This window comes from Haemophilus sp. HMSC066D02 (assembly GCF_001810545.1).
Lineage (GTDB): Bacteria > Pseudomonadota > Gammaproteobacteria > Enterobacterales > Pasteurellaceae > Haemophilus_D.
In genome coordinates this window covers 110,168-124,189 of sequence record NZ_KV801804.1, presented here as the reverse complement: position 1 = coordinate 124,189, position 14,022 = coordinate 110,168, and the positions used below count along the sequence as shown (strand labels likewise).

Annotated in this window: 10 protein-coding genes; 4 read left to right on the top strand and 6 right to left on the bottom strand. The window is 37.3% G+C overall.

What is annotated here, in order from left to right; translation table 11 throughout:
* Positions 1-68: 68 nt before the first annotated feature.
* Entirely contained in the window at positions 69-1,004 is a 936-nt protein-coding gene (locus HMPREF2750_RS00815; protein WP_070582212.1) for a Kdo(2)-lipid IV(A) acyltransferase, read from the top strand.
* Between the two features lie 82 nt (positions 1,005-1,086).
* Here HMPREF2750_RS00815 and HMPREF2750_RS00810 read toward each other — a convergent pair whose 3' ends face one another.
* The 3 genes from HMPREF2750_RS00810 to HMPREF2750_RS00800 form a co-directional block, all read right to left on the bottom strand.
* Complete coding sequence (locus HMPREF2750_RS00810) at positions 1,087-1,674, bottom strand: hypothetical protein (RefSeq protein WP_070582211.1); 588 nt, start codon at positions 1,672-1,674, stop codon at positions 1,087-1,089.
* 160 nt (positions 1,675-1,834) lie between these two features.
* Positions 1,835-3,013: a leucine-rich repeat domain-containing protein gene (locus HMPREF2750_RS00805; RefSeq protein ID WP_070582210.1), complete on the bottom strand. Its 1,179-nt coding sequence runs from the start codon at positions 3,011-3,013 to the stop codon at positions 1,835-1,837.
* A gap of 13 nt (positions 3,014-3,026) precedes the next feature.
* Positions 3,027-3,344, bottom strand: coding sequence for a hypothetical protein (locus HMPREF2750_RS00800; protein WP_070582209.1), 318 nt, complete (start codon positions 3,342-3,344; stop codon positions 3,027-3,029).
* A 438-nt stretch (positions 3,345-3,782) separates the two neighbouring features.
* Here HMPREF2750_RS00800 and HMPREF2750_RS00795 point away from each other — a divergent pair, with 438 nt between their 5' ends.
* The 3 genes from HMPREF2750_RS00795 to rnb all read left to right on the top strand — a co-directional run bounded on the left by HMPREF2750_RS00795 (position 3,783) and on the right by rnb (position 7,458).
* Positions 3,783-4,538: a Nif3-like dinuclear metal center hexameric protein gene (locus HMPREF2750_RS00795; protein ID WP_070582208.1), complete on the top strand. Its 756-nt coding sequence runs from the start codon at positions 3,783-3,785 to the stop codon at positions 4,536-4,538.
* Positions 4,539-4,623: 85 nt separating this feature from the next.
* Positions 4,624-5,412, top strand: a complete 789-nt coding sequence (locus HMPREF2750_RS00790) for an enoyl-ACP reductase FabI (RefSeq protein WP_007242104.1) — start codon at positions 4,624-4,626, stop codon at positions 5,410-5,412.
* A 66-nt stretch (positions 5,413-5,478) separates the two neighbouring features.
* Positions 5,479-7,458, top strand: coding sequence for an exoribonuclease II (rnb, locus tag HMPREF2750_RS00785; protein ID WP_070582207.1), 1,980 nt, complete (start codon positions 5,479-5,481; stop codon positions 7,456-7,458).
* A gap of 202 nt (positions 7,459-7,660) precedes the next feature.
* Here the strand turns inward: rnb and HMPREF2750_RS00780 are convergent, their stop codons facing one another.
* Genes HMPREF2750_RS00780 through malQ form a run of 3 tightly spaced genes read right to left on the bottom strand, consistent with a single transcriptional unit; the run spans position 7,661 to position 13,912 of the window.
* On the bottom strand, positions 7,661-9,325 hold the full coding sequence (locus tag HMPREF2750_RS00780) for a PTS transporter subunit IIBC (protein WP_054418688.1): 1,665 nt from the start codon (positions 9,323-9,325) through the stop codon (positions 7,661-7,663).
* 10 nt (positions 9,326-9,335) lie between these two features.
* A complete protein-coding gene (locus HMPREF2750_RS00775; protein WP_070582206.1) occupies positions 9,336-10,127 on the bottom strand; it encodes an endonuclease/exonuclease/phosphatase family protein in 792 nt (263 codons plus the stop codon).
* An 11-nt stretch (positions 10,128-10,138) separates the two neighbouring features.
* Positions 10,139-13,912, bottom strand: coding sequence for a 4-alpha-glucanotransferase (malQ, locus tag HMPREF2750_RS09815; RefSeq protein WP_083304570.1), 3,774 nt, complete (start codon positions 13,910-13,912; stop codon positions 10,139-10,141).
* Between the last annotated feature and the right edge of the window lie 110 nt (positions 13,913-14,022).

The window sequence follows — 14,022 nt, the reverse complement described above, 5'->3', positions numbered from 1 at the left end:
ATTTGGCGCAATTTTACCACAACTCAAATTTGCGATAAACTACACCCCGAACTAACTAGAAAAGAATTATGAAAAACGAAAAACTCCCTCAATTTCAACCGCACTTTCTTGCCCCTAAATACTGGGGATTTTGGCTTGGTGTGGCGATTTGGCGAAGCCTTTTGTTACTTCCCTATCCAATTCTACGTCATATTGGCAATGGCTTGGGCTGGCTTTTCTCAAAACTAAAAGTGGGAAAACGCCGTGCCGCTATCGCACGCCGAAATCTTGAGCTCTGCTTCCCAGAAATGCCCGAGCAAGAGCGTGAAGCCATTTTGCAAGAAAACTTGCGTGCCGTTGGGATGGCGATTATTGAAACCGGCATGGCATGGTTTTGGTCTGATGCGCGCATTAAAAAATGGTCAAAAATTGAAGGCTTAAATTATTTAAAAGAAAATGCTCAAGATGGCATCATTTTTGTGGGAGTTCATTTCCTCACTCTGGAGTTAGGCGCGCGTATTGTAGGCTTAGAGCATCCCGGTGTAGGCGTTTATCGTCCCAACGATAATCCAGCTTTTGATTGGTTGCAAACTCAAGGCCGCTTAAAATCTAACAAAGATTTACTTAATCGAAAAGATTTACGTGGAATGATTAAAGCTCTTCGCAGTGGCGAAACCATTTGGTATGCGCCTGATCATGATTACGGCAGAAAAAATGCGGTATTTGTGCCTTTCTTTGCTGTACAAGAAGCGGCAACCACGACGGGCAGTTACTATCTACTTAAATCTGCGCCAAATTGCAAAGTCGTGCCTTTTGCCCCATTACGTAATAAAGATGGTTCAGGCTATACGGTCAGTATTTCGCCACCGGTGGATTTTTCCGATCTTTCAGATGAAACGGCGATCGCTGCAAGAATGAATAAAGTCGTAGAAAAGGAAATCTTAAAAGGTGTGGAACAATACATGTGGCTACATCGCCGATTTAAAACCCGCCCAACGGAAGATGAGCCGAGTTTATATTTGTAAAAAAGATGGTCTACTAAAAAAATCTGAAAAGGCTAGATACTATAAAGAATCTAGCCTTTTATTTTATATTAAGAATAGGTTATTATTTTTTTGGAAAAAACTCCTTACCTAATAACCAGAGATATCGGTCAATCTCTTTTAAATTGAATCTCTTTAATTTATAATATCTTTGAAAATCTAATAAAATCCCTTTAAATTTTCTGTAATCTTTTAAATCTTTTATTTTAAAAGATGAAAATTTATCTACTTTATTAAAATAAACGAGAACTTTCTCCACATAGCTATCATAAATTGGAAAAGAAATTGGATTATGATGACTACAATATTTAGTCGCAAAAGAATAAAAATACCTTTTGTTATCACCAATTTTTACGTTTCCTAATTCACGAACTAATTTTATATCACCAGCCTTTAAACGTTTATCTAGATCTTTAATACTTAAAATATGTTTTGCCACAGGATAAATAGCAAATATTCTTGTGCTATAAAAATCATTTAAACATGATGCCTTTAATAAAATATCAGCTATTTCAGAATTTCCAGGTAATAACTCTAGAAAAAGTTTATTTAATGCCTCTTCTTGTGAAGTATAACCTTCAAGATTTTTCCATTCATTTAGATATTTATTAACTTCTGAAAAATGGGGTTTAGGAGGTAAAGGCTTTTCCATATTTTCTCCAATTCTTGATATTTATTTAAATATGGGAACACCAAAACGAATAAGTAATATTTCTTTCTATATACTTGCCATTCCACAATAAAAATAATAAACACCGCATGTATTACACACAGTGTTATTTATAAAGTTAGTCAATCGTAAATCCAACTTATTATATGCTATACCGAATTTTACAATTTGGTAATGCACTTTGAAGTTGATTACACTCATCACTATCAGGTTCTATGCTGTAGTAATCAAAATTCTTAGTATCTTCTAAATAAAGGGTGCTTAAATTAGGCAAAGACGCTAATTTAGCTAATAATTGAATATCTACTTTATTACCAGAAAGGTCTAATTCTTTAATACTAGAGAATGAAATTATCAAATCTATTACATCTTCTTTTATAGACTCATCCCAATCTCTGAATGAAAGTGATGATACATTAAGGTTTTTTAATGCAGCAAGATTACTAATATCCTCATAAGTACCAACATGTAGATTAATTACACAATTTGGTAATTTATCACCTAATGCGGCTAACATACTACACTCATCCGCACTCCAATCCCCCGAATATGGCAAAGAAAGAGTTCTTAAATTAGTCAACGAGGATAATTTTTCTAGAGCATCTCCGGAAATACTATTAGTAGTAAGATCCAGTTCTTTCAGTTGAGGAATTTGAGCAAGCAAATCAATTTCCTCCGAACCAAAACCGCCCCCCCAACCATGGAACGATAATGAAGACAATTGCTTAATATGTGACAATTTAGGCAACTCTCTAATATTATACACATTATCCGGAATGACAAATTTATGAGTTATTCCAGGTTCAAAATTACCATCTGAGAAATGCACACCTACAATATAATCTTTCAAATAGAAAGCGATTGCACCATTTCTGTCATAAAGATCTAGTTCTGTAGAAATTTCCTGACTTAAATCATCATATTCAGGAGTTAGGCCATGGTCTTCATCAAGAAATTCATCTTTAATATTCCATAACACAATATATTTTAGTGTATCTGATAATCCACACCACCATTCCCAATCCTCATCAGAAATATACTCTGTAGTATCAGTATCTGAGATAAGTTCTTCTGGGAATTTATCCTCTGCTAATTTTGTAGTTTCTCTACGAGTATCAACACCGTTGATGAAATTAATTAATCGATGGCCAAAATAACGAGTATTCCATTCGTCAGAATATTCAAAACCAAGATCTTCAGAAATTTCTCTTAACATGTTTCGTGTTTTTCTGTCACGACATCTGATAGTAACGGTATAATCTTCAGCAGATTCGATAATTAAATCTTTATAAATTGCACAACTTCTAATTTTTTTAGACATAACTACCTCTCTCTTACCAAAGTTTTAAAACAATCTGACCAAAAGCAACTAGAATAGGCTTACCACTTAGTTCATAAGTAGTATTATTGTTTGCTGAAATTTTAGGCTTAATCTTATTCCCTTCTGTCACCCAAATATCACTTTGTTTTGCTCCAACCTTAGGTTTTAACTCACGTCCATCATATACCCAAATATCACTTTGTTTTGCTCCGACTTTAGGTTTTAGCTCACGTCCATCATATATCCAAATATCACTTTGGTTTACTCCAACTTTAGGTTTTAACTCACGTCCATCACAAGACCATTTACTTGATAATTCAATTTTTGGCATGTTTTACTCCGATTCCTTATGTTAAATGTTAATTAAAAATATTTTTATCAGTGTTTGTTTAGTTGGTATGTCAATACCAACTAAAAGAAGTATACTTCTTGGAATAAAATATAATTAAAACAATTGGTTAAACACTTAAATATATCTTGAGTTAATTGCTCTATTATGCGACTAACTCAGCGAGTTCTGCCTATAAAATTTTGTAAAAATACTATTATTGAGGGCTGGTAAATCTGTCAATAATTCTATTTTTAAAAATATCTAAAATCCCTCTTGATCTTTATATAATTAAGTATATAATGAATCTCGTTTTAGATAGTAAACTTGTGTTATGACAGACACTCTACTGGCTAGTGCATTCCCCCCACTCCTTTTGCACTAGCCATTTTTTTTGAAATCTCTTACCATATCTCACCCTTTTCTTTTTTCTTAGAGATCATGAACAATCTAGAACTTGAACGTTTACTAAACGAAAAACTTAGCACAGACAGAATTAACGATTATGCGCCTAACGGTTTGCAAGTAGAAGGCAAAGCGGAGATCAAAAAGATCATCACGGGTGTCACCGCAAGCCAAGCACTAATTGATTATGCCGTTGTACAACAAGCTGATGCAGTGCTTGTCCACCATGGCTATTTTTGGAAAAGTGAAAATCCATGTATTCGCGGCATGAAAGGAAAACGCATCAAAACCTTGCTTGTGAATGACATTAATTTATACGGCTACCACTTGCCTTTGGATGTTCACCCAGAATTAGGCAACAATGCCAAACTTGCTCTGTTATTAGGGATTAGCGATCTTCAACCTTTAGAAAATAGCACAACCAGCATTCCTGTTTGGGGAACGTTAAAAGAACCCGTTACCGCTGAAGAATTTACTCAACGTATTGAACAAGTACTTCAACGCAAACCGTTAATTTGCACGGAAAACGGACCGCACTTAATCCGAAAAATTGGCATTTGTACCGGTGGCGGACAAGGCTATATTGATTTAGCGGCAGCACAAGGTTGTGATGCCTTTATTACCGGTGAGGTTTCAGAGCAAACAATTCACTCTGCTCGTGAGCAAGGTATTCATTTCTTTGCGGCTGGTCATCATGCGACTGAACGCTACGGTATCAAAGCATTAGGTGAATGGTTAGCGGCTGAATATGGCTTGGATGTAGAATTTAAAGATATTGATAATCCGGCCTAACTGGTACAAAGTGTGATTAATTGCCGAAAGCACACAAAACAAGTATAATCTCGTCGATTTTTTTAACTCAAACATAGGAAAAAATATGGGTTTTTTAACTGGTAAACGTATTTTAGTAACAGGTCTTGCAAGCAACCGTTCTATTGCTTACGGGATTGCAAAAGCAATGAAAGAACAAGGCGCTGAACTTGCTTTCACTTATTTAAACGATAAATTACAACCACGCGTAGAAGAATTTGCAAAAGAATTTGGTTCTGACATCGTACTTCCTTTAGACGTAGCAACCGATGAAAGCATCCAAAACTGCTTTGCTGAATTAAGCAAACGTTGGGAAAAATTTGATGGTTTCGTACACGCTATCGCATTCGCACCAGGCGACCAATTAGATGGTGATTACGTAAACGCAGCAACTCGTGAAGGCTACCGTATCGCTCACGACATCAGTGCATTCAGCTTTGTAGCAATGGCTCAAGCGGCACGTCCTTACTTAAATCCAAATGCAGCGTTATTAACCCTTTCTTACTTAGGTGCTGAGCGCGCAATTCCTAACTACAACGTCATGTGTTTAGCGAAAGCCTCTCTTGAAGCGGCAACTCGCGTGATGGCGGCTGATCTAGGTAAAGAAGGTATTCGTGTGAATGCGATCTCTGCTGGTCCTATCCGAACCTTAGCAGCATCAGGTATTAAAAACTTCAAGAAAATGCTTTCTGCATTTGAGAAAACCGCAGCATTACGCCGCACTGTTACTATCGAAGATGTGGGCAACTCAGCAGCATTCTTATGCTCTGATTTAGCATCGGGTATTACAGGTGAAATCGTTCACGTAGATGCAGGTTTCAGCATCACTGCAATGGGTGAATTAGGCGAAGAGTAATTTTTCGTACAATCTATTTTTAGGCAGGCTTTTCAGTCTGCCTTTTCTCTTTTTTTAAATATAACTATGTTCCAAGATAATCCATTACTCGCACAACTTAAGCAACAAATCCACGATAGCAAAGAACACGTTGAAGGCGTGGTAAAAAGTACCGATAAAGCTTATGGTTTTTTAGAGTGCGATAAAAAAAGCTACTTTATTGCCCCACCGGCAATGAAAAAAGTCATGCACGGTGACAAAATTAAAGCCACCATCGAAAAACAAGGTGATAAAGAGCAAGCTGAACCTGAAGAATTAATTGAGCCAATGCTCACTCGCTTTATTGCCAAAGTGCGGTTCAATAAAGACAAAAAATTACAAGTTTTGGTTGATCACCCAAGTATCAACCAACCCATTGGCGCGCAACAAGCCAAATCCGTCAAAGAAGAATTACAAGAAGGCGACTGGGTCGTAGCAAATTTGAAAACGCACCCATTACGTGATGATCGCTTTTTCTATGCTACCATCAATCAATTTATCTGCCGTGCTGATGATGAATTAGCCCCTTGGTGGGTGACATTAGCACGTCATGAGCAATCTCGTCATCCTGTGCAAGGTGCAGAAAGTTATGAAATGTTAGATCAACAAACTCGCGAAGATCTGACCGCACTTCATTTTGTCACCATTGACTCTGAAAGCACGCAGGATATGGACGATGCTCTTTACATCGAACCTGTCGAGCAAAATGGTACACAAACTGGCTGGCGATTAGTCGTTGCTATTGCGGATCCAACAGCTTACATTGCATTAGATTCACAAATTGAAAAAGATGCCAAACAGCGTTGTTTTACCAATTATTTGCCTGGCTTTAATATCCCAATGTTGCCTCGTGAATTATCTGATGAATTATGTTCATTAATGGCAAATGAAACTCGCCCTGCATTAGTGTGTTACATTGAAACAGATCTTGAAGGTAATATCACGGCTAAACCGCATTTTGTATCGGCTTATGTGCAATCTAAAGCGAAATTAGCCTATAACAAGATTTCAGATTATTTAGAACAAGTACCGAATGCATGGCAACCGGAAACACCTGAAATTGCACAGCAAATTGATTGGTTACATCAATTTACCAAAGCGCGTATTCAATGGCGCAAAACGCATTCTCTCTTATTTAAAGAGAAACCGGATTACTCCTTTATTCTCGCTGAAAATGGCAAAGTGAAAGAAATTAAAGCAGAATATCGTCGTATTGCAAATCAAATTGTGGAAGAATCCATGATTATTGCCAATATCTGTGCTGCACAATTCTTAGCTGAACAAGCACAAACCGGTATTTTTAATACACACTCTGGGTTTGATAAGAAATTCTTAGAAAGCGCGCATAATTTCTTAATGGCAAATTTAGCTAATGAAGAAAATCAAGCCGAGCTTGCTGAGCGTTATTCGGTAGAAAATTTGGCAACCTTAAAGGGTTATTGTCAAATGCGTCATGATATTGAACCGATTGAAGGTGACTATTTAGAATTCCGTTTACGCCGTTATTTAACCTTTGCGGAATTTAAATCGGAACTTGCTCCACATTTTGGGCTTGGATTAGAAGGTTATGCAACTTGGACATCGCCTATCCGTAAATATTCCGATATGGTGAACCATCGTTTAATTAAAGCCGTGCTCACACAGCAAGCTTGTGAAAAACCACAAGATGAGGTGCTTGCTCGCTTGCAAGAAGCACGTCGCCAAAATCGCTTGGTTGAACGTGATATTGCAGATTGGTTATATTGTCGCTATCTTGCTGATAAAGTCGCTGAAAATGCTGAATTTGATGCAGAAGTGCAAGATGTGATGCGTGGTGGTTTACGGGTTCAATTATTGGAAAATGGCGCATCCATGTTCGTACCGGCCTCCACATTGCATCCAAATAAAGATGAAATGCAAGTGAATGCGGATGAATTGGCGCTGTATATTCAAGGGGAACGTCGTTACAAAATCGGTGATTTAGTGAAAGTGAAACTTACCGAGGTTCGAGAAGAAACTCGCAGTATTATCGGTCAGTTAATCATTTAATGACCACTTCCTATCTAACACTAAAAATACCGCTCGTTACACAATAGGCGGTATTTTTTATAGCGCCGAAGTTGTGACAATATTTTATAGATGGTATCAAATAAAGGAATTTTGGAGATATATTGAAGATATTCAATATCTAGGAGAGGTATATGATATCCCCGCCTTGAAGAGCGGGGATAAAATTAGCATTTAGATTGAATTACATTTTAGGAATATCAACACCAGATGAAAGCACGTCTTGGATATCTGATTTTAAGACATCTGCTTTTGGCCCATAAATCGCTTGGATACCAGAACCTTTTACAATAAAGCCCATTGCACCCGCTTGTTTCCAGCTGGCTTCATCACCGACTAAATCTGGATTATGTACAGTGATACGTAAACGTGTCATACAAGCATCAACATCCGCGATATTATTACGTCCGCCAAGCAAGTTGATGATTTGAATAACTTGCGTGCTAGCATTCGCAACTTTTGGCTCATCGCTAGAAGCTTCATCTGAACCTTTCGCATCATAGTTACCATTACGGCCTGCTGTGGCAAGGTTAAATTTCTTAATCATAAAGTTCGCGATAAAGAACATGGCAACGGCAAAGAGGATAGATACCCAAATAAAGTTGATCACATCCATACCAATGCCAGCTTTAATCGCCATTGGTGTACGCGTTAAGAACTCAATGTTACCGAATGAATGCACACGTAAGTCCACGATATCTGCCATCGCGAAAGCACAACCTTGTACTAAAGCATAAACAATATAAAGCGGTAATGCGACAAACATAAACATGTATTCGATTGGCTCGGTTACGCCTGTTAAGAACACCGCAAGTGCTGATGAAAGGAAAATACCTTTATAGAGTTTTTTCTTGTCTTCATCTACGTTGATATACATAGCAAGCGTCAAGCCCATTAAGATACCGCTTGAACCAATCATTTGCCCTACTTTGAATCGAGCTGGTGTCACGGTTGAAAGTAGCTCGTTATATTGGGTTACATTACCCGCATCTTTAAGGTTAATTAAGTCAGAAATCCATGCAAGCCATAGTGGGTCTTGACCAAATACTTGTTTACCTTGTTGTACACCTGTTAAGAATTCATAAGTACCGCCTAATGACGTATAGTTCATTGGGATAGTCAACATGTGGTGTAAACCAAACGGAAGTAATAGACGCTCTAAAGTACCATAAATAAATGGTGCTAAAATTGGCGCTGAGTTTTGTGAGTTCGCAATCCATTGACCGAAATGGTTAATTCCAGTTTGAACTAAAGGCCAGAATAGCGATAAAACGATAGCGACTAATACAGAACGATAAATGACAACGAAAGGAACAAAACGTTTACCATTAAAGAAAGTGAGTACTTCAGGTAATTTACGGAAATTGTAGTAACTATTGAAGGTTGTTGCTCCAACAAAACCCGCAATAATACCGACGAATACCCCCATATTCAACGCAGGCTGTCCTAGAATATTCACAAAGTAATGTGCAACTGGGATTTCTCCTGCAAATACGGTACTTACGTGAGCATTTGGATCGGCTAGCATTTCAATCTTCACGCCGAAGAAGTGACCCGTGATTAAGTTAATTAAAATGAAAGCAAGGCCCGCTGCAAATGCCCCACCTGCACGCTCATTTGCCCAGCTACCACCAATCGCTAAAGCAAATAATAAATGAAGATTACCGATAATCCCCCAACCAATTTGAGCGATAATGTTTCCGACACGCGCTAGCCATTCTGCGTCACTAATCAAAGGCAGTGAGTTACCAATACTCACCATTAAACCCGCTGCTGGCATAACGGCAATCACAACCATTAGGCATTTACCGAATTTTTGCCAAAACTCAAAACTGAGTAGTTTTTTCATATCAATCCTCCTACGAGATGAGATTTACTTCTACGCCAAAATGGTCGGAAACAATCGGTTTATTTTTGCCATTAAAAATAACCTGACTGGATAAAACCCTTTTTGCTTGGTTTAAAAAAATATAATCTAACCGCTTTTCTTGACTATGGCCTTTCCAGCCATCAATCGCTTTCTCCACAGTGATGCCGCTATCCTTCTGTTCTGCCATTTCAAAGGTATCGAATAAGCCTAAGGATTTAATTTGTTGATAAGCGTGTTGATCGCTTATTGCATCGGTATTGAAATCGCCCATCAAGATTTTAAGATTCGCACTTTGACTTCGCTCTACAATATAACGAACATTATCGAGTTGGTTTTCCCCATCGCAATTTGGCAAATTGATGTGGCAAGAATAACATTCAATCAATTGGCCTTGATATTCCACTGTCAAGCCAATGATTTTACGCGAGAGAATCGAGTCAAGACGTTGGTGTTGGCTACAATAAAACGCATCAACATCATAAACAGGCAAACGGGTTAAAAACGCAATGCCTTCATCATATTTATCGTAGCCAATATGCGAATTGCTCCAAAAAAGCGAATATTTTTGTGCAACGCGTTGATTGATTTTATTCAACAGAATGACACCATAGTTATCTTGCTTTAACGTTGGCGAAATAGCAGGAGCCGACATCAATTGATTAACCTCTTGTAAGGCGATAATGTCATAGCCCTTTTCCACAATAGTCTCAGCAAGAATCTCTATTTTTTCCGCTTGGTTAGCTTCTAACCAAGCGTGTACATTCAGGGTAAGTAGTTTCATTGCCTCCCCCCTTAGCCCTCACAATGCCAAATGTCTGCATTATATTGAGCGATAGTACGATCTGATGAGAAGAAGCCCGCTTTTGCGATATTGTGAACTACTTTCTCATTCCAACTATCTTGATCTTCATAATCAGCTAAGATTTGTTCTTTCGCTTCAACATAAGCATTAAAGTCAATCAACGTCATAAACCAGTCTTTATTCAATAATTCGTTATAAAGACGTTCTAAACGTGTTTTATTGCCTAATTTCACCACGGCAGGATTCAGAATAAAATCGACCGCTCTTTTAATCTCTTTGTCGTTTTCATAATACGCTTTTGAAACATAACCCGCTGTCTCATAAAGTTTAATAATGCTTTCTGAGTCTTTACCGAATGTATAGATATTTTCAGCGCCTGCTAATTCTGCAATTTCAACATTAGCGCCATCCATTGTGCCTAACGTTAATGCGCCATTCAGCATAAATTTCATATTCCCTGTACCAGAAGCTTCTTTAGAGGCAAGTGAAATTTGTTCTGAAATATCGGTTGCTGGAATCAGTTTTTCCGCCACACTCACATTATAGTTTTCCACCAAATGCACGTTTAAATACTTATTCACTTTAGGATCATTATTGATTAACTCAGATAAGCAAAGAATTAAATGAATAATATCCTGTGCAATCACGTAAGCTGGTGCGGCTTTTCCACCAAAAATCACCGTAATTTTACGTTTTGGTAATTTACCCGCTTTAATTTCTAAGTATTTATGAATCACATAAAGCGCATTCATTTGTTGGCGTTTATATTCATGGAAACGCTTAATTTGCGTATCAATGATTGAATTTTCATCTAAATCAATACCTTTATTTTCTTTAAGGTACGCTTTTAATGCTAATTTATTTTCAAACTTAATTTTCGCTAATTGTTGATGAACCTTTTTATCAGCTTTAAAGGCTAACAATTTTTCTAATTTCGTTGCATCATGCAAATACTCATCGCCAATCAATTCTTTAATGTAAGACGCTAATGGTTGGTTAGAAAACTCTAACCAACGGCGGAAGGTAATGCCATTTGTCTTATTATTGAATTTTTCAGGATATAACGCATAGAACGCTTTAAGTTCTGAATTTTTCAAAATCTCCGTATGTAATGCCGCCACACCATTCACAGAATTTGAAAAGTGGATGTCCATGTGCGCCATATGCACACGTTTTTGTTTATCAATAATTTGTACTGCAGGATCTTTATATTCTGCACGCACTAATTTATCTAATTTCTTAATGATCACCACTAAATGCGGCACGACTTCATCTAAATAATCTAGCGGCCATTTTTCTAATGCTTCAGCCAAAATGGTATGGTTTGTGTAGCCCACCATATTACGTACGATTTCAACGGCTTCGGCAAACTTAATTTGATGTTTTTCGGTTAATAAGCGAATTAATTCAGGAATCACCATTGAAGGGTGTGTATCATTGATCTGTACATACGCATAATCGGCTAAATCATGTAAATTACTGCCACGCACAATTGCTTCATCAATTAATAATTGTGCCGCATTTGATACCATGAAGTATTGTTGATAAATACGCAGTAATTCCCCATTTTTATCTGAATCGTCTGGATAAAGGAATAATGTTAGATTTTCTTCAATCGCGGTTTTATCAAACTCGATACCTTTTTTAATCAGTTTAGGATTCACTGATTTAATATCAAACAAATTGAGATAGTTTTTCGTGTCTTTCTTATAACCTAAAATATCAATACGATCTAATTTAGAGGTTAACGTAAATTTCTTAAATGGCACCTCATAGCTAATATCCGTTGGAATTAACCAAGAGCTATCTTCAATCCAGTCATTAGGCTCGGCATGTTGTTCATTCTTTTTGAAGACTTGTTTGAACAAACCATAATGATAATTTAAACCGACCCCTTCAGCATTTAAGCCAAGGGTAGACATTGAATCAATAAAACAAGAAGCCAAACGCCCTAAACCACCATTTCCTAAAGATGGTTCTGGCTCAATATCTTCAATATGGCTTAATGATTTACCGGCACTTTCTAATTCCACTTTGATATCTTGATACACACCAAGGTTAATGAGGTTATTAGAAAGTAATTTACCGATTAAAAACTCTGCTGAGATATAGTAAACCTTACGTTTACCCGTGTTTTTAGGTTTATCTGCGGAAAGGTTTTTTACGTAATTTAATAATTGAATATAAGTTTCTTTATCACTTAATTGCTCAAGCGATTTATTGGTTTTGTTTTTTACAAATGTACTAAATTTAATCATTGGATTTTCCTGATTAGCACGTTGATATAACGTGGTCATTTTTGCTAAAAAGTCTTTTTTATCTTGCGTTAAATCAGATTGCTGCATTCTCCATTGCCAGTTTCCACCAATTGTTGAGGGAATATTCATTCTTGAGCTCGCTGGCAAATCTAAAACATCTTGCATTGTGGCAATCGCGGTATTGCTGACTGTTGCAAAGAGCTGACGAATCATCGCTTGGCAAATCGATTCATCCTCACTACGATGCGTATAATCATTAATATATTGTTGCTGTTGATCGGTAAGTCCGTTATACCAACCATTGGTCACATCGTTATCATGTGTACCGGTATAAACAATGGAATGTGGGATGCAATAATGCGGGCTATCTAAGCTTTTTCCGCTGACATCTTCAAAACCAAATTGCAGGATCTTCATGCCTGGGTAATTACAATCTGCAAGCAGTTTTCTTGCTTTATCATCAATATTACCTAAATCTTCGGCAATAATCGGTAAATCACCCAATTGCTCTTTAACGGCTTTAAATAAATCATAGCCTGGACCTGGCTGCCAACTACCATCTTTAGCAACCTCTGCCTTTCCGTCCACTTGCCAGTAATCTGAGAAACCCTTGAAATGGTCGATGCGAAGTACATCATAAATCTTGAAACTTTCTTCAATACGGTGAATCCACCAAGTATAGCCTTGTTTTTTATGTTCTTCCCAATCGTAAAGCGGATTGCCCCAAAGCTGCCCCGTTGCACTGAATTGATCGGCTGGAACCCCCGCAACAAAAAGTGGATTACGTTCTTTATCTAATTGGAAGAGTTCTGGTTTTGTCCAAACTTCAACGCTATCTGCCGCCACATAAATCGGCATATCACCGATAATCTTAATGCCTCTTTGATTCGCGTAATCTTTTAATTCGCCCCATTGTTTGAAGAAGAAATATTGAGTCACTTTAAAGTACTGAATTTGATCCACTAACATCGTGCGATATTTTTCTAATGTCTTTGGATCGCGCGCAACGGCTTTTTTATCATCCCATTTTTGTAATGCTTGATTACCAAAATGCTCTTTAATTGCCATAAACTCAGCAAAATCCTCCAACCATAATCGATTGTTTTTCTCGAAGTGATTGAAATCAGCTTGGAGTGATTGATTCACTAAAAAATTTTTTACGGCTGTTTCTAAAATCGGACGGCGTGCGTAAAAGATACGTTCATAATCCACGCTAGTTGGATCATCACCAAAATGGACTGAAGCATAATCAGATTCTTTCAGTAAGCCCATTTGGGTTAGTAAATCAAAATCAATAAGGTGAGTATTACCTGCAATTGCAGAGAAAGATTGATAAGGTGAATCACCATAACTGGTGGTAGTAAGTGGAAGAATTTGCCAATAAGTTTGTTTAGTTTCAACTAAAAAATCGACAAAATCATAAGCCGATTGCCCAAAGCTACCAATCCCGAATGCATTTGGTAACGAGGTAATGTGCATAAGAACACCACTTGAACGAGTAAGCATAATATTTCCTCTAGGAAGTTATCATTTTGGCTCATTCTAACCTAACCGTATTTTTATGCAACAACTTATACGTAAAAGTTAATAACATTTTCGTAAATGTGTGACTTTTG

Coding starts and splice junctions, on each gene's coding strand:
- HMPREF2750_RS00815 (WP_070582212.1), top strand. CDS start 69: ATGAAAAACGAAAAACTCCCTCAATTTCAACCGCACTTTCTTGCCCCT.
- HMPREF2750_RS00810 (WP_070582211.1), bottom strand. CDS start 1,674: ATGGAAAAGCCTTTACCTCCTAAACCCCATTTTTCAGAAGTTAATAAA.
- HMPREF2750_RS00805 (WP_070582210.1), bottom strand. CDS start 3,013: ATGTCTAAAAAAATTAGAAGTTGTGCAATTTATAAAGATTTAATTATC.
- HMPREF2750_RS00800 (WP_070582209.1), bottom strand. CDS start 3,344: ATGCCAAAAATTGAATTATCAAGTAAATGGTCTTGTGATGGACGTGAG.
- HMPREF2750_RS00795 (WP_070582208.1), top strand. CDS start 3,783: ATGAACAATCTAGAACTTGAACGTTTACTAAACGAAAAACTTAGCACA.
- HMPREF2750_RS00790 (WP_007242104.1), top strand. CDS start 4,624: ATGGGTTTTTTAACTGGTAAACGTATTTTAGTAACAGGTCTTGCAAGC.
- rnb (WP_070582207.1), top strand. CDS start 5,479: ATGTTCCAAGATAATCCATTACTCGCACAACTTAAGCAACAAATCCAC.
- HMPREF2750_RS00780 (WP_054418688.1), bottom strand. CDS start 9,325: ATGAAAAAACTACTCAGTTTTGAGTTTTGGCAAAAATTCGGTAAATGC.
- HMPREF2750_RS00775 (WP_070582206.1), bottom strand. CDS start 10,127: ATGAAACTACTTACCCTGAATGTACACGCTTGGTTAGAAGCTAACCAA.
- malQ (WP_083304570.1), bottom strand. CDS start 13,912: ATGCTTACTCGTTCAAGTGGTGTTCTTATGCACATTACCTCGTTACCA.